At 45.3% G+C, this 15,847-nt stretch carries 20 protein-coding genes; 12 read left to right on the top strand and 8 right to left on the bottom strand.

Annotated features, from left to right (window positions below; translation table 11 throughout):
• The first annotated feature begins 1 nt into the window (after nt 1).
• The 9 genes from infA to ICN46_RS03285 all read left to right on the top strand — a co-directional run bounded on the left by infA (nt 2) and on the right by ICN46_RS03285 (nt 5,418).
• Nucleotides 2-220, top strand: a complete 219-nt coding sequence (infA, locus tag ICN46_RS03325) for a translation initiation factor IF-1 (RefSeq protein ID WP_015420252.1) — start codon at nt 2-4, stop codon at nt 218-220.
• 34 nt (nt 221-254) lie between these two features.
• Entirely contained in the window at nt 255-371 is a 117-nt protein-coding gene (rpmJ, locus tag ICN46_RS03320) for a 50S ribosomal protein L36 (protein WP_012357167.1), read from the top strand.
• 24 nt (nt 372-395) lie between these two features.
• Nucleotides 396-761: a 30S ribosomal protein S13 gene (gene rpsM, locus ICN46_RS03315; RefSeq protein WP_216204482.1), complete on the top strand. Its 366-nt coding sequence runs from the start codon at nt 396-398 to the stop codon at nt 759-761.
• 18 nt (nt 762-779) lie between these two features.
• Nucleotides 780-1,187: a 30S ribosomal protein S11 gene (gene rpsK / locus ICN46_RS03310; RefSeq protein ID WP_011901923.1), complete on the top strand. Its 408-nt coding sequence runs from the start codon at nt 780-782 to the stop codon at nt 1,185-1,187.
• A 114-nt stretch (nt 1,188-1,301) separates the two neighbouring features.
• On the top strand, nt 1,302-1,925 hold the full coding sequence (rpsD, locus tag ICN46_RS03305) for a 30S ribosomal protein S4 (RefSeq protein WP_216204479.1): 624 nt from the start codon (nt 1,302-1,304) through the stop codon (nt 1,923-1,925).
• A 23-nt stretch (nt 1,926-1,948) separates the two neighbouring features.
• A complete protein-coding gene (locus ICN46_RS03300) occupies nt 1,949-2,929 on the top strand; it encodes a DNA-directed RNA polymerase subunit alpha (protein WP_015420255.1) in 981 nt (326 codons plus the stop codon).
• Nucleotides 2,930-2,945: 16 nt separating this feature from the next.
• The gene (gene rplQ / locus ICN46_RS03295; protein WP_216204476.1) at nt 2,946-3,338 is read left to right on the top strand and encodes a 50S ribosomal protein L17; all 393 of its coding nucleotides are present in this window, start codon (nt 2,946-2,948) and stop codon (nt 3,336-3,338) included.
• A 68-nt stretch (nt 3,339-3,406) separates the two neighbouring features.
• Nucleotides 3,407-3,748 (top strand): divalent-cation tolerance protein CutA, encoded by a 342-nt coding sequence (gene cutA, locus ICN46_RS03290; protein ID WP_216204473.1) that lies wholly within the window; start codon nt 3,407-3,409, stop codon nt 3,746-3,748.
• A gap of 5 nt (nt 3,749-3,753) precedes the next feature.
• Nucleotides 3,754-5,418 carry a protein-disulfide reductase DsbD gene (locus tag ICN46_RS03285; RefSeq protein ID WP_255538724.1) on the top strand — a complete coding sequence of 555 codons (1,665 nt, stop codon included), beginning with the start codon at nt 3,754-3,756 and terminating at the stop codon, nt 5,416-5,418.
• A 3-nt stretch (nt 5,419-5,421) separates the two neighbouring features.
• Here ICN46_RS03285 and hemB read toward each other — a convergent pair whose 3' ends face one another.
• Nucleotides 5,422-6,441: a porphobilinogen synthase gene (hemB, locus tag ICN46_RS03280; RefSeq protein ID WP_216204467.1), complete on the bottom strand. Its 1,020-nt coding sequence runs from the start codon at nt 6,439-6,441 to the stop codon at nt 5,422-5,424.
• Nucleotides 6,425-7,090, bottom strand: coding sequence for a ribosome biogenesis GTP-binding protein YihA/YsxC (gene yihA, locus ICN46_RS03275; protein WP_216204463.1), 666 nt, complete (start codon nt 7,088-7,090; stop codon nt 6,425-6,427). The genes hemB and yihA overlap by 17 nt, the downstream gene beginning before the upstream one ends.
• A gap of 114 nt (nt 7,091-7,204) precedes the next feature.
• On the opposite strand from yihA, the gene ICN46_RS03270 reads away from it, so the two are divergent.
• Entirely contained in the window at nt 7,205-7,933 is a 729-nt protein-coding gene (locus tag ICN46_RS03270) for a c-type cytochrome (RefSeq protein ID WP_216204461.1), read from the top strand.
• A gap of 85 nt (nt 7,934-8,018) precedes the next feature.
• Here ICN46_RS03270 and lysA read toward each other — a convergent pair whose 3' ends face one another.
• Together lysA and lptM are read right to left on the bottom strand one after the other, a co-directional pair.
• Nucleotides 8,019-9,317 carry a diaminopimelate decarboxylase gene (gene lysA, locus ICN46_RS03265; protein ID WP_216204456.1) on the bottom strand — a complete coding sequence of 433 codons (1,299 nt, stop codon included), beginning with the start codon at nt 9,315-9,317 and terminating at the stop codon, nt 8,019-8,021.
• Entirely contained in the window at nt 9,317-9,505 is a 189-nt protein-coding gene (gene lptM, locus ICN46_RS12130) for an LPS translocon maturation chaperone LptM (protein ID WP_223146567.1), read from the bottom strand. Before lptM ends, lysA begins: the two co-directional genes overlap by 1 nt.
• Before the next feature lie 17 nt (nt 9,506-9,522).
• Between lptM and cyaY the strand changes: the two genes are divergently transcribed.
• Complete coding sequence (cyaY, locus tag ICN46_RS03260; protein ID WP_255538722.1) at nt 9,523-9,933, top strand: iron donor protein CyaY; 411 nt, start codon at nt 9,523-9,525, stop codon at nt 9,931-9,933.
• Nucleotides 9,934-9,944: 11 nt separating this feature from the next.
• Here the strand turns inward: cyaY and aroB are convergent, their stop codons facing one another.
• The 4 genes from aroB to ICN46_RS03240 all read right to left on the bottom strand — a co-directional run bounded on the left by aroB (nt 9,945) and on the right by ICN46_RS03240 (nt 13,359).
• A complete protein-coding gene (gene aroB / locus ICN46_RS03255; protein ID WP_216204452.1) occupies nt 9,945-11,027 on the bottom strand; it encodes a 3-dehydroquinate synthase in 1,083 nt (360 codons plus the stop codon).
• 8 nt (nt 11,028-11,035) lie between these two features.
• Nucleotides 11,036-11,560 (bottom strand): shikimate kinase, encoded by a 525-nt coding sequence (locus ICN46_RS03250; RefSeq protein ID WP_216204450.1) that lies wholly within the window; start codon nt 11,558-11,560, stop codon nt 11,036-11,038.
• A gap of 12 nt (nt 11,561-11,572) precedes the next feature.
• Nucleotides 11,573-12,487: a secretin GspD/PilQ domain-containing protein gene (locus ICN46_RS03245; protein ID WP_255538720.1), complete on the bottom strand. Its 915-nt coding sequence runs from the start codon at nt 12,485-12,487 to the stop codon at nt 11,573-11,575.
• Nucleotides 12,488-12,678: 191 nt separating this feature from the next.
• Nucleotides 12,679-13,359 carry a hypothetical protein gene (locus ICN46_RS03240; protein WP_216204444.1) on the bottom strand — a complete coding sequence of 227 codons (681 nt, stop codon included), beginning with the start codon at nt 13,357-13,359 and terminating at the stop codon, nt 12,679-12,681.
• Nucleotides 13,360-13,579: 220 nt separating this feature from the next.
• Here ICN46_RS03240 and ICN46_RS03235 point away from each other — a divergent pair, with 220 nt between their 5' ends.
• Entirely contained in the window at nt 13,580-15,838 is a 2,259-nt protein-coding gene (locus ICN46_RS03235) for a penicillin-binding protein 1A (protein ID WP_524538584.1), read from the top strand.
• Nucleotides 15,839-15,847: the final 9 nt, after the last annotated feature.

Genomic DNA, 15,847 nt, shown 5'->3' with positions numbered 1-15,847 from the left:
AATGTCTAAAGACGATGTAATTCAGATGGCAGGAGAAATTATTGAGAATTTGCCGAACGCAATGTTTCGCGTGAAGCTTGAAAATGGACATGTAGTTTTAGGGCACATTTCTGGAAAGATGAGGATGCATTACATCCGAATTTTGCCAGGAGATAAGGTGACGGTGGAGATGACTCCTTACGACCTGACGCGCGCAAGAATTATTTTCCGTGCGAAGTAACAGTTAAGTAGTACATATTTTTAAGAGGTGATTTATGAAAGTTTTGGCATCCGTTAAGTGTATTTGCAGAAATTGCAAGATCATTAAGCGCAAGCGCGTTGTGCGTGTGATCTGTTCTTCAGACGCACGTCATAAGCAGCGTCAAGGCTGATCTGGTTAATTAAGAGGAAATCTCATGGCACGTATCGCTGGGGTAAATATCCCAAATCATCAACACACTGTCATCGGTTTGACAGCAATTTTTGGCATCGGCACAACTCGTGCTCGCAAAATTTGCCAAACCACAGGTGTTGCAATTGATAAAAAGATTAAAGATCTTACTGACGCTGACTTGGAAAAGTTACGCGATGAAGTAGGTAAGTTTGTTACCGAAGGTGACCTTCGTCGTGAAGTAACGATGAGCATCAAGCGTTTAATGGACTTAGGCTGCTATCGTGGCGTTCGTCATCGTAAAGGCTTGCCTGTGCGTGGTCAACGCACGAAGACTAATGCGCGCACCCGCAAGGGCCCACGTAAGTCTGGCGTGCAACTGAAGAAATAATCAAGAAAGTTTATTGACATGGCAAAACAACAATCCGCTTCCGCTGCTTCACAGCGCGCACGCAAGAAGGTTAAAAAGAACGTTGCTGACGGTATCGCACACGTTCATGCTTCTTTTAATAACACTATTATTACGATCACTGATCGTCAGGGAAATGCGCTTTCATGGGCAACTTCTGGCGGCCAGGGTTTCAAAGGTTCACGCAAGTCAACACCATTTGCAGCTCAGGTAGCGGCAGAAGTTGCAGGTAAAGCAGCTGTTGAATGTGGCATCAAGAACTTAGAAGTCCAGATCAAGGGCCCAGGCCCAGGTCGTGAATCTGCAGTTCGCGCATTGAATTCTTTAGGTATCAAAATTACCGAGATTCAAGACGTAACTCCAGTTCCTCACAATGGTTGCCGTCCTCCTAAGCGTCGTCGTATTTAAGCTTAGAAGTTGGCAGTACAAGTTTAGTAGTTTTTTATAAAGCCCACTGTTCATCTGAATTAAAGGGTGAACTCACCGCCGGTCGTAAGGCTGCGGCAAAGAAAGGAAAGCATCGTGGCACGTTACTTAGGGCCTAAGGCCAAATTAGCACGTCGGGAAGGTACCGACTTATTTTTAAAGAGCGCACGTCGCGCCCTGTCAGACAAGTGCAAGTTAGATACTAAGCCTGGTCAGCATGGTCGTACATCTGGCTCAAGAACATCAGACTACGGCAATCAGTTGCGTGAAAAGCAAAAGGTGAAGCGTATGTACGGAATATTAGAGCGTCAATTCCGTCGTTATTTCGCTGAAGCTGAGCGTCGTAAGGGCAACACTGGTTCTACATTACTTCAGTTGTTAGAGTCACGTCTTGATAACGTTGTATATCGCATGGGCTTTGGCTCTACTCGTGCTGAAGCGCGTCAATTGGTTTCCCACTGCGCAATTTTGCTCAATGGTAGCCCAGTGAACATTCCATCAATTCAGGTTAAGCCTGGTGATGTTATTGCGATTCGTGAAAAGGCGAAGAAGCAAGCCCGTATTACAGAATCACTCAATTTGGTTCAGCAGATGTCTGCTGTCGGCTGGGTTTCAGTTGATGCAGCCAAGCTGGAGGGAACATTTAAGCAAGTGCCTGACCGTGAAGATATCAGCGGTGAAATTAATGAAAGTTTGATCGTCGAATTGTATTCACGCTAATTAGGCACTCTCAAGGAAAAAATATGCAAACAAATTTGCTCAAGCCCAAAATTATTTCTGTTGAAGCGCTTACTGCCAACCAAGCTAAGGTTGTTATGGAGCCGTTCGAGCGTGGCTATGGCCACACACTCGGAAATGCATTACGTCGTGTGTTGTTGTCCTCGATGGTTGGTTATGCACCAACTGAAGTAGCTATTGCAGGTGTTGTACATGAGTACTCCACCTTGGATGGTGTTCAAGAAGATGTAGTTAACCTCTTGTTGAACCTCAAGGGTATCGTATTCAAATTGCAGTCACGTGACGAAGTCACTATCAATTTGCGCAAAGAAGGTCCAGGCGTTGTTACCGCAAAAGATATTGATTTGCCACATGACGTAGAAATCATTAATCCTGATCATGTCATTGCTCACTTGTCAGCTGGTGGCAAGTTGGACATGCAGATCAAGGTTGAAAAAGGCCGCGGATATGTTCCAGGCAATATGCGTCAATACCACGATGAAGCTACCAAAATTATTGGTCGTATTGTTTTGGATGCCTCATTTAGCCCAGTAAGCCGTGTTAGCTATGCTGTTGAATCTGCTCGTGTTGAGCAACGTACTGACTTAGATCGTCTTGTAATGACAATCGAAACCAATGGTGTGTTGTCTCCTGAGGAGGCGATTCGTCAAGCTGCTACTATTTTAGTTGATCAGTTGGTTGTATTTGCAGCACTTGAAAGCAGCGAAGTTTCTGGTGATCTCGCACCAAGTCGCTCTTCAATGGTTGATCCAATGTTGATGCGCCCAGTCGATGATCTTGAGTTGACAGTTCGCTCTGCAAACTGCTTGAAAGCTGAAAATATTTACTACATCGGTGACTTGATTCAACGTACAGAAAATGAATTGTTGAAGACGCCTAATTTAGGTCGTAAGTCCTTGAATGAAATTAAGGATGTATTGGCGGCTCGTGGCTTAAGTCTTGGCATGAAACTCGAAAGCTGGCCTCCAGCTAACCTCGAGAAATAATTAGAAAGGAAGCATCATGCGTCACGGAAACGGCTTACGCAAACTAAACAGAACATCATCACATCGCTTGGCGATGCTGCGCAATATGTCCAATTCTCTTTTGGAGCACGAAGTGATTAAAACCACTTTGCCAAAAGCAAAAGAATTGCGCATGGTTGTAGAGCCTTTAATTACCTTGGGTAAAAAAGATAACTTAGCAAATCGTCGCTTGGCATTTAATCGCACTCGTGATCGCGATATCGTAGCTAAACTCTTTACAGAGCTCGGCCCACGTTATGCAACACGACCAGGTGGCTACCTTCGTATTTTGAAATTTGGCTTCCGTCATGGCGATAATGCGCCAATGGCATTGGTTGAATTGGTAGACCGTCCAGAGATTGATGAAACAGCTGTAGTTGAAGAGGCTTAAGCTCTTCAGCAAGATGAAAAGCCAGGCTTCGGTCTGGCTTTTTTCATTTATACAGGTATAAATACACCATGGCTGCAATTAAATCCACTGAACTCCTGATCGTCCTGACGAGTTTTGCAAACCTTGGCGATGCACAGTTGATGGCCCGCTCATTGATTGAGCGGCGCTTAGCTGCATGCGTGCAGATTAATGAAGGTGTACATTCGGTATACCATTGGAATGGAAAAATTTGCGAAGAGCAGGAAGTAACCCTCTCAGCCAAAACCGCTCTAGTGAAGTGGAATGAGATTAGTGCTTTTATTAAAAGCAACCATCCTTATGATTTACCTGAGCTTGTAGGGCTTACGCCAGCCGAATATGATCAGGCTTATGGTCAGTGGGTTTGGGCCGAGGTAAATTCAGGATTATGAAATTGATGCACAAACTCTTTAAGATAATTGCGCCCTTCTTATTGTTGGCAGGGCAAGCATTTGCCGCTACCGACTTTTTGCAACCAGAAAAAGCTTTTCGTGTTGATGCTACATGGCTCGAAAACTCAAGCCAGATAGAAATTCAGATCTCACCAGCTAGGGGTTATTACATCTATCAAGAGTCTTTGCATTTTCAGGCTGGCTCAGATTTTAATAAGCTCCTTACATACAAACCCTCTTTGCCTGTTGGCGTGGAAAAGTTTGATCAGACCTTTCAGAAAACATTGCTGATATATAAACAGCCGTTTACGATATCTTTTGATGCAAAGGTTGCGCTAGGCAAGCCACTTTATTTAGAGCTTGGATTGCAGGGATGTGCGGAGGCTGGCATTTGCTATCCGCCCATGACATTGAAGTTTTTATTAACTGCTCCAGGTGTTAAGGCCTCACCCATTCCAGAGGATCTCGAAGATGCTAGTAGCTCCTCTGCACCGAAAGAATTGGGCCTACTGGATTTATGGCGTGAGCGCGATGACATCAATGCCATCAACGGTTTTCTTGCAAATACATCCACTACTTACCTATTCTTGGCTTTCTTTATCTTGGGGTTGGCTCTAGCCTTCACCCCGTGTGTATTACCCATGTTGCCGATTTTGTCGAGTGTAATTTTTGGAACGCAGAATGGGCGAGCTATATCTAAACCTCGCGCAAGCATGTTGGCAATTGCTTATGTCCTGGGAATGGCACTCATGTATGCTCTGGCGGGCGTATTAATGGCTGCTCTAGGCGGAAGCGTGCAGAGGGCTATGCAGAGCCCTCTTGCATTAGCAGGCTTTGCCTTGCTTCTTATGGCTTTATCAGGCAGTCTATTTGGTTTGTATGACCTCAGATTGCCCCAATCATGGCACCAGCATATTGATCGCATTGCGGGGCGCCAAAAGGGGGGTAGTTTGCTTGGTGCATTTGCTTTAGGCGGAATTTCCACCTTAGTTGCTAGCCCTTGTATTACAGCCCCATTGGCAGGCGTATTGGCATTTATAGCGCAAACGGGATCAATGTCCCTAGGCGCCAGCTTACTCTTTGTCATGGCGCTGGGGATGGGGCTACCACTTTTATTTATAGCCATTGAAGCGCGCATCTTGATTCCCTCTACGGGAATCTGGATGATCTATTTGCAACGTACTTTAGGTGTTTTATTGCTTGCAACAGCCCTTTGGATTGCCATGCCCCTTTTCCAAAAGACTGGAAAGCTAGAACTTAATCAGGGGGATAATAATCAGTTAAGCCGTCAAATAGGCAGCGATCTACGTTTTACTATTATTCAGTCGCCAGATGATCTAAATCGTGAGCTTATAAAAGCGCATGGACAGAACAAATCAGTATTACTTGATTTTTATGCTGACTGGTGTATCAGTTGCAAAGAAATGGAAGTAAATACCTTTCAAAATCCCGATGTCGCAAAGCAATTAAAAGAATTCGTTTTATTGCAGGCTGATGTCACAAAAAATAGTGCAGATAACCAGGCCCTGCTAAAACATTTCGGCTTATTTGGCCCGCCTGGAATTTTGATATTTGATCTAAATTCAGAAGAGCAAAAAGATCGGCGTGTGATTGGTTATATGCCGCCACAACGTTTTCTCGAGCGCCTCAAAAAGGCGTCTGAGAAATAATGCTTACTTATTTCCTTTAATAAGTTGAGCTGCTTCGATCGCGAAGTAAGTCAATATGCCATCTGCCCCAGCGCGTTTAAACGCTAGTAAGGATTCCATCATGACAGCATCGTGATCTAGCCAGCCATTTTGTGCCGCAGCTTTGAGCATGGCGTATTCACCACTGACTTGGTATGCATAAGTCGGATACTCAAAAGCATCCTTAACTCTTCGAACAATATCTAAATAAGGCATACCTGGTTTAATCATCACCATATCGGCACCTTCGCTGATATCAAGCGCAACCTCATGAATGGCCTCATTGCTATTTGCAGAATCCATTTGATATGTTTTTTTATCAGCCTTACCTAAATTTTTTGCAGAACCAACGGCATCACGAAATGGGCCATAAAAAGCTGAAGCATATTTGGCTGAGTAAGCCATGATGCGAGTATGAATTAAATTCTGCTTTTCGAGCGCCTCACGAATTTTCCCGATGCGACCATCCATCATGTCAGACGGGGCAACAATATCAACACCTGCTTCAGCCTGTGCCACTGCTTGCTGTACCAAAATGGCAGTAGTTTCATCATTGAGAAGGCGACCTTCAGAATCTAAAACACCATCTTGCCCATGGCTGGTATATGGATCTAGGGCAACGTCAGTCATGATGCCTAATGTGGGAAAGCGTTTTTTTAGCTCCCTTACCGCCGTTGGTATTAAGCCATTGGGATTGAAAGCCTCTTTGCCGTCCGGTGTTTTTAAGGTGGAATTAATTACGGGAAATAAGGCCATTACAGGGATGCCTAATGCAACGCACTCCTGAGCTACGGGTAAAAGCAAATCTAATGACATGCGATTTACACCTGGCATAGAGGCAACGGCTTGCGATTGATTGGCGCCCTCCAGCAAAAATACTGGGTAAATGAGATCGCTGACACTTACACTGTGTTCTTGCATTAAACGACGCGACCAATCATCACGCCTCATGCGACGTGGGCGATGGGCTGGAAAGTGTAATAAAGATTTAGAGTGTGGTTTCATTTTCTTGGGCCTCTGCTTCAAATAACCATTTAATCACTAAATTATCTGCCTCTTCAAGTCCAATACGTTTTGTACTGGAGAATAGTTGTGCCGTAAGTTGCTTAGACTCTCCTGTTCCCCCTGGGAGGGCTGGATCGTATTGCTGTAATTGTTTTGTTACTGCCTCAAGAGCATGTTTGCATTCACTCTTATTGAGCTTATCGCACTTACTGAGCAAAATATGGATGGGTTTGCCAGTTGGCACGAACCATTGAATCATTTGTTCGTCTAAATCGGTAATGCCGCGACGGGAGTCAACAATAAGCACCATTCCAACCAGCTGCTGACGTTCTTGTAAGTAATCACTCAGGAGCGTATTCCAGTGGTATTTGGTTTCACGATTGACTGCAGCGTAACCGTAGCCAGGTAAATCCACTAAATAGGCTAAAAGATCATCCTTGGCGAAAAGACCAAAATAATTGATATGTTGGGTGCGTCCAGGCGTTTTACTGGCAAAAGCCAATCTTTTTTGGTTGCAAAGGACATTAATAGCGCTGGATTTGCCCGCATTTGAGCGACCGGCAAAGGCTACTTCACGCAAAGGAGTCCCAGGCAGGCAATGGGTGTCATTGACTGTGGTTGCAAAGCGGGCTTGAAAGAGTTTAGACATGTCCTGAAGCTATTGTAAAATCACGCAAAATCATGAAATATCTCATGGTGTTGGGTAAAAGGTTATAAATGTAGGGCCCAAACACTTTTAGGAATTTTTGCCAAGGTAAACATAATGCGTCAAAGCTCTCAAATCTCCAAATTAACTAGCTTACGTGCTGGTTTTGTCGCTCTATCCATTTTCGCTCTGATTGGGGTTTCAGGCCCAATCTTTGCTGCAGATGCCGCTCCCATGGCTCCAGCTGCAGAAGCTAAAGCTCCAGTGGTCCCAGGCAAGCCTGCAAGTGATCCAGCCGCTGGCGAGGCCCTGTATAACGTTGGCGACTCCACTCGCGGGGTTGTAGCTTGTATTACTTGCCATGGTCCTAAGGGCCAGAGCGCTGTTGGTACATGGCCTAAGTTGGCTGGCCAGCATGCAGCTTATGTCACCAAGCAATTAAAAAACTTTAAAGAGGGTAGTCGTGCAAACCCAATCATGATGGGTATGGCCGCAACCCTGACAGAGCAAGATATGTTCAACATTTCTGCCTACCTCTCTAAGCAGGCTCCATCACAAGGTGTTGCGCAAAATAAAGACACTATTGAACTGGGTCAGAGTATTTACCGTGGTGGCATTGCATCGAAGGGTGTTCCAGCCTGTGCTGCCTGCCATAGTCCAAATGGTGCCGGTATTCCTGCGCAATATCCACGCCAAGGCGGGCAGTGGGCTGAGTATTCCAATGCCCAGTTGTTGGCTTTCCGTGACGGTATTCGCAAGAACAGCTCACAAATGACAATTATTGCTACCAAGCTTTCAGATGTTGAAATGAAGGCTGTTGCAGATTACATGGCTGGCCTGCATTAATACGGCAGTACTTAAAAAACAAAACCCCGCTAAATAAAGCGGGGTTTTTTATTGCCCAAATTAAGCTCTTGCAAGGCAACTTTTCTTATTTTGGCAAAAGACTTTCCGTACTAAAAAGATTCTTGATGGTCTCGCGAGACCTAATGACATAAGCATTTTTTCCATCAACCATAATTTCAGCTGGTTTAGGTCTAGTGTTGTAGTTGGAGGCCATAACAAAGCCATAAGCACCGGCAGATAGAATGGCCAAAAGATCTCCTTCTTCAATCGCAAGATTACGATCTTTGCCAAGCCAGTCACCAGATTCGCAAACCGGACCCACGATGTCATAGGTCGAGCTTTTAACTGCTTTGGTTGTTACCGGAACAATGCCGTGATATGCCTCATAAAGAGCGGGGCGCATGAGTTCAGTCATGGCAGCATCGACGATACAAAAGTTTTTCTCTGCACCAGGCTTGAGGTATTCCACTTTAGTTAATAGAACGCCAGCATTGCCCACTAAGGACCTGCCTGGTTCAAGCACTACATCTAAATGCCCAAAGCCACGCTCTGCAACGCGATCAAGCAGTGTGTTTGTAAAGGCAGTGATATCAGGAGGGGACTCTTCGCCATAAGAAATTCCAAGTCCGCCACCAAGGTCCAGATGGTGGATCTCAATGCCTTCTCTGTGAAGGTGCGAAACAAGGTCTAATACTTTATCAAGGGCATCTAAGTAAGGCGCAGTCGTGGTAATTTGCGAGCCAATATGGCAATCAATCCCCACTACATCAATTTGAGAAAGTAGAGCTGCCTCACGATATGTTTTTAAAACTTCGTGATAGGCAATGCCAAATTTATTTCCTTTCAAGCCAGTAGAAATATATGGGTGAGTTTGAGCATCTACATCTGGATTGACGCGCAAGGAGATAGGCGCGCGACAATTGAGCTCTTGGGCAACGCGATTAATTTTGTGTAGCTCTGCAATCGATTCAACATTAATGCATTTAACGCCAACTTTTAGCGCCTGCGAGATCTCTTCTCCAGATTTTCCAACACCGGCAAATACTAAGCTTTTAGGGTCAGCCCCAATGGCTAAAGCACGAGCTAATTCACCGCCGCTGACCAAGTCAAATCCAGCGCCTAACTTTTTAAAGCAATCAATCACAGCCAAATTACTATTGGCCTTCATTGCAAAATGAATGCGGGCGCGACGCTTGCCCTTTGCATCAACGCAAGCAAGGTCATAAGCTTCATAGGCCTCGGTAAGTGCTTTTTTGCTATAAATATAGAGTGGTGTCCCAAACTCTTTTGCTAGATCGGCTAAGGGGGTCTCTTCTACATACCAAGCGCCATTACGCTCTGAAAAGCCAGATAATTTAGGAAGAGGAATTGCGGAGCTATTCATTACTTTGCCGAAGAAGGGGTGGTTTCGCTGGAGCCTAGGGGTGGGTACAGCTTACCTTTGGGTTCAGGCTCACTTGGGGCTACGGGAGCGGGTGGGGTGCTGGGTAAATAAAGCGCTCCTCTAACCCCACATCCCACAAGGGATATTAGGATGCTAATGCTGAGTGCTCTTATAAGAATCGCTATCATGAATGTCTCTAAAACGAATGATTGAATATAGCATGCAGGACTCTCAAACAAATCTAAATAATGCAACTCTAGAGCAGATTGATGACAAGCAATTTTATCAATTGGGGGCTAATTTACTGCACTCTATTGAGGTGGCTTTAGAAGCTGCTGATGATGCATTGGATCTGGATTTGGATATAGAGCGTCAGGGGGGTAACGTTATTAATATTCGCTTCCGCGATCGTAGCGTTATCGTAGTTAATACCCAGCCACCATTGCACGAGATTTGGGTGGCAGCCAAGTCAGGCGGGTATCACTATCGTTGGGCGGGTACAACGACTGCACCATTATGGCTGGACACCAAAACTGGCCGCGAGTTGTTGGGTGACCTATCTGAATTTGCTAGTTCTCAGGCAGGCAAAGCGGTAAAAATCGATTTGCTAAGGTAACTTTGAATAAACTAATCTGCGCCAGTAGCTTTGAGTGTTTCAATGACGGTTGTGTCGGACACGCTTTTGATGTGGGCTTTGCCGATTTTTTCTAAAAGAACGTAGCGAACTGTCCCACCCTCAGTTTTTTTATCTACCTGCATGAGTTCCATATAGCGCTTAGAACCAAATTTTGGCGGCTGGATTGGAAGGCCTAGAGATTGAATAATATTTTTTAGTCGATCAACTTCTGTTTGAGTGATTTGCCCAAGTCGACAGGACAGGTCAGCTCCCAATACCATTCCACAGCCTACTGCCTCACCATGTAACCACTCACCATAGCCCATTCCTGCTTCAATAGCATGACCAAAGGTATGTCCAAAGTTAAGCGTAGCGCGAATGCTACCCTCTCGCTCATCTGCAGAAACTACGGCGGATTTGATTTCACAAGAGCGTAATACTGCATGAGCCATTGAGTCTGTATCACAAGCTAGCAAGGCTTTTGTATTCGTTTCAATCCAATCTAAAAATTGGGCGTCAGCAATAGCGCCATGCTTAATGACTTCTGCAAGTCCAGCCGAGAGCTCTCGGGGTGGGAGTGTTTTTAAAGTATTTAAATCTGCAATGACGGCTTCGGGTTGATGAAATGCGCCAATCATATTTTTGCCAAGTGGGTGGTTAATGCCAGTTTTGCCACCAACAGAAGAATCAACCTGTGCCAATAAAGTCGTGGGTACTTGAATGAAGCGAATGCCACGCATAAAGCTAGCCGCTGCAAAGCCAGTCATGTCGCCAATAACCCCGCCTCCCAAGGCGACCAGCATGGTTCGGCGATCAGCCCCATGGGTTAGTAGGGCATCAAATATTAGTTGTAGGTTTTTCCAGTCTTTATAAGACTCGCCATCGGGCAAAATAATTCTTCTAACGGGCTTACCGAGCTTTTCTAATGTTTGTGTGAGGCGATCGGCATACAGAGGTTCAATCGTTGTATTGGTAACGATATAAATCGAAGTGGCTTTCTCGCAAGCGCTAAAGAGTTTTGGTTGATCAATTAGGTCTGTGCCAATGTGAATCGGATAGCTTCTGCTGCCGAGATCTACTTCAAGTGTTTTCATAAAAAATTTCAGGCGGAAAGTTCAAGCTGCATGATGAGTGTGTTGACTAATTGATTAACGCTGGGTTTGCCAGTCTCAATCACGTGGTCCGATATTTCTCGGTATAGGGGGTCGCGAAGTGCATATAAATCCCCTAGAATTTTTCTGGCATCACCATTTCGGAGAAGTGGCCTGCCTTCCCCACCTTTAGTACGGTGCCAGAGTTCGGTGGGGTTTGCGTGAAGGTAGATAACAAGACCCCTTTCGCTAAGGGCTTTGCGATTTTCTGGAAGCAGGACGGCGCCACCGCCGGTTGCTAAAACAATATTGTGTTCGGATGAAATTTCATTGATGACTTGTGCCTCGCGCTTTCGAAAGCCGTCCTCTCCTTCCATCTCAAAGATCACTGGAATCTTGACCCCACATCTCTCTTCAATCACATGATCTGCATCCAAAAAACGGCGCCCCAATTTTTTGGCCAGCACTTTTCCAACGGTCGACTTCCCAGCGCCCATCAGGCCGATTAGAAAGATATTGTTGGATGAAGAATTCATCCTTGGATTTTATTAGGGTTTATCAAGGATGGTAGGAGTTAAAAAGACTAGTAGCTCAGTTTTATCTTCTAATTTTGATTTATGTCGAAATAAGTGGCCTAAGAGGGGGATATCACCCAATAAGGGGACTTTGACTTCATCTTCGCGTTCAGTGGTCTGAAAAATACCCCCAATGATGGCTGTGCCGCCGTTTTCCACTGTTACTTCAGAGCTGAGGTTCTTGGTATCAATTGCATAGCCTTGCTCAGTTTTCATGCCAATAGTGTCTTTATTGATGCCTACTAGCATTGAGATCTTCCCATCGGGGTGAATTTTAGGCAAAACCTCTAACCGTAGGTTTGCTTTGCGGAACTGCAATTTGCCGCCACTTTGAGAGGTAGTTTGATAGGGCAGCTCTGTACCCTGCTCAATTGTGGCCTTGACTTGATCGCCGGTCATGATGCGAGGATTTGAGAGAATTTTCCCTTGACCTTCTGTTTCTAGGGCAGAAAGCTCAATTTGTAAAAGGCGGCTTGCATTTTTTGAAATCAGAGTTGCCGCAAGGTTTGCTGGATTAAAGCCGCTCAGTCCGGTACCCGCTAGATCGATGTTGCTGCTAAGCTTTTGGTCGGAGTGCTCGCCGATCCCGCCGAATTGATATCCAAGCTTCATGCCTAATTCGCGAGCGAACCGTTGATCTGCTTCCACTATTCGGGCTTCAATGAGAATTTGCCTCGGGCTATTAATATGGTCTCCCCCAAATGGTAATGCTGCATCTTCTCTGCGGAATTTTTGAAATGCCTGTATTTCTGAATGCGGACCAATCCAGTAAATATCGCCGTTTCGGGCTAATCGTAGACCCCTACTCGCAATGATTGAATGGAGTGCTGTTTGCCAAGGCGTATTGCTGAGGTCAACAGATATTGTGCCTTTGATAGATTCGCTCAAAATAAAGTTGGTCCCCCCTATTTTGGCTAGAATCTGGAGAAGTTCAGATAACTCAATATCTGTGAATTGCAAACTAATAGGCGCATCTTGCGTACTCTGAGGTTGGAAAGTTACCGAGGCTAAACTCGTTGAAAAACTGATGGTGAGAGCAAAAGACGCTATGCAAATTTGAATCTTAAAGAGAGGTGTTTTCATTCGGCTTTTGTTGTTCTCAAAGTGAGGGATTTACCTTTAGGGTTGACTAGCGTTACTCGGTCCTTTTGAATCCCAGAAAGCTGCCAGTCACCCAAAGCTTGGCTGCCGAGTTGCAAGGTTAATCTGGCTTTGCTGGATTGAAAAAAGGCCTGCTGAGTTTCGCCAACTTGAGCCGTGCCTAAATAGCGCCAACGGCGCAGTTCTGATTCATGTGGGTCGGCTTTAGGGGTGTTGGATAACTTGGTTTGGGGTGATAGGATCATTTTAGAGTGAACGCTCACTTCTAATTCATCGATTGCTCCATATAATTCAGCTTCAATATTTTCTGCATCAGCACGGTACTGTGTGAGCTCTTTTTTGAGCTCTGTGATCTGACTTTGGGTTCTTTCAAGCACAAGCTGAGAATTAGTTTTGAAGGAATCGAGAACAAAGAAGATCATGACCGCTAGGGCAATAGCGATAACGATGATAAGAAAATAAAGACCTAAATTTCCGCCTTTTACCTGGAAATGGAGATTGTCGAGAAAGTCATTCTTTACCTGCTTTGGCTTTGAACTAAAGCCATCTTTTGGCGCGGGAGATTTGCGTATGCCATGGGGATCCGGAATGGCTGGGTCATCCCCTAATTCACTCAGAATGTCATCAAATGATTGAGGCGAGATATGTCGGCTGGGCATATCTCATTGTTCAGTTGCCCGCAGAGAAAAGCCATCAGATTCGCCTGTTCCTTGTGTCAGAAAAAGCCCGCAAGAATTTTCGAGCTCTATTGGTCTGAAGTTTTAGGAAAAAAGACTAAGCACCCTATAATTTGAGCTTATGGCTCTCCCCCCAAAAGACAAGCCACCGCTAAATCAGCGGTCCAATAGATTTCCAGATAGACGCCCCCGTCAGTTTGGAATGAAGTCTGCTACCAATGGGCAGTCCAGAGGTAATCCTCTGGTCAAAGCCTTACTGATTATTGGTGTAGTTTGTACTTTGGTATTTACCTTGATCCTGGGCTACGCCTTTCTGATTGCCAAGCCTAATTTGCCTAAGATTTCTGCGCTGGTAGATTACAACCCCAAAACGCCTTTGCGTATCTATACCGCAGATAAAGTCCTTATTGGTGAGTTTGGCGAAGAGCGCCGTAAAGTGATTCCGCTAAGCGAAATTCCCTTGAGCATGCGGAATGCAGTGATCGCTACTGAGGATGATCGTTTCTATTCTCATGGCGGCGTTGACTATGTAGGTGTTTTGAGGGCAGGGGTAGCTAATTTGCGAGGCCATTTAGCGCAAGGTGCATCCACAATTACGATGCAAGTCGCCCGTAACTTCTTTTTGAGTAATGAAAAAACATTCAGTCGTAAGATTTATGAAATCTTATTGGCGTGGCAAATAGAGTCTGAATTAAGTAAAGATAAGATTTTAGAAATCTACATGAATCAGATCTTTTTAGGCCAACGCGCATTTGGCTTTGCCAGCGCAGCACAAATTTATTTTGGTAAAGATCTAAAAGATATCAGCATTGCTGAGTCTGCTATGTTGGCGGGTTTACCAAAGGCACCTTCGGCATATAACCCTGTGACGAATTTCCGGCGGGCAAAAATACGACAGGAATACATTCTGCAGCGGATGCGCGACCTGTCTTACATTACGCCTGAACAGTACCAAAAGGCGATGGCTGAGGAGTTGCATATTCGAGGTTTGGGAAATGAATTCAGCACACGCGCTGATTTTCCATCTGAGATGGTGAGGCAGATATTGCTTGCACAGTATGGCGATGCAATCTACTCACAGGGGGTCGATGTCTATACGACCATCCTCAAAGCAGACCAAGACGCAGCCTATAAGGCGGTACGTCGCGGGATTTTTGAATACGACTTACGCCATGCTTATCGCGGGCCAGAAGGATTTATTGATCTCCCTGAGGATGCAGTAAAGAGGCAGCGCGCAATTGATGAGGCCTTGCTTTCCTATCCTCAATTAGATGATCTCCAATCAGGAGTAGTGCTCGATGCCAAGCCAAAGGAAATGCAAGTCATGCTTTCTACGGGCGATATCATTACCTTAAAGGGCGATGCATTGAGATTAGCTTCCGCATCGTTAACTGATAGCTCTCAACCTAAAAAACGTTTACGCCCAGGTGCCGTTGTAAGGCTCCTGCAGGCCGAGCCGGGTATTTGGAAGTTGGCCCAACTCCCTCAGGTGGAGGCAGCATTTGTTTCTATGAATCCAGAGACGGGTGCGATTCTTTCATTGGTTGGCGGCTTTGATTTCCACCGCAACCAATTCAATCATGTAACACAAGCATTGCGTCAACCAGGCTCTTCATTTAAACCGTTTATTTATGCAGCAGGTCTTGAGAAGGGATTTACACCCAGCACAATGGTTAACGATGCACCCTTATCGATTGGCAGTTTAGAGACTGGCAGTCAATCATGGGAGCCTAAAAACTATGATGGCAAATACGAAGGCATGATGCGTTTACGTACGGCCTTAGCTAAATCAAAGAACGTTGTTTCGGTTAGATTGATTAGGGCAATTGGCCCATCTTATGCGCAGGAATATATTCAGCGTTTTGGTTTTGATCCAGAGAAGCACCCCCCTTATTTAACAATGGCTTTGGGTGCGGGCTCTGTGACACCACTCCAAATGGCTACAGCCTACAGCGTATTTGCCAATGGAGGTTATCGCGTCGATCCTTTTTTAATTGATAGGATGGTTGACTCAAAAGGTGTTGTTATATTTGAAGCTAAACCCGTTCGAGTTGGAGATGGCGCGCCGCGGGTGTTGGATGCGCGCACTGCCTTTGTGATGGATAGTATGTTGCAAGAGGTGACTAAGACAGGAACTGCAGCAAGCGCTAGAGCCAAATTGGGGCGGAACGATATTGCTGGAAAAACAGGTACTACCAATGATTCACACGATGCTTGGTTTGCTGGATATAACCCTAAGGTGGTGGCAATTTCTTGGATTGGTTTTGATAAGCCAGAGAGTTTAGGCGATCGCGAGACCGGTGGCGGTTTGGCATTGCCAATGTGGATTTCTTACATGACAACAGCCTTAAAAGATAAGCCACAAGAAAATCGCGAGATACCAACCGGTGTAACGCAAGCTGATGGTGACTGGTTTATCCCAGAGTTTGCCCCTAATGGTGGCGTGCGCGAACTTCAGTAAGCGCTCAAG

The organism is Polynucleobacter sp. Latsch14-2, from assembly GCF_018881925.1.
GTDB lineage: Bacteria > Pseudomonadota > Gammaproteobacteria > Burkholderiales > Burkholderiaceae > Polynucleobacter.
This window is presented reverse-complemented; position numbering and strand designations above follow the sequence as displayed.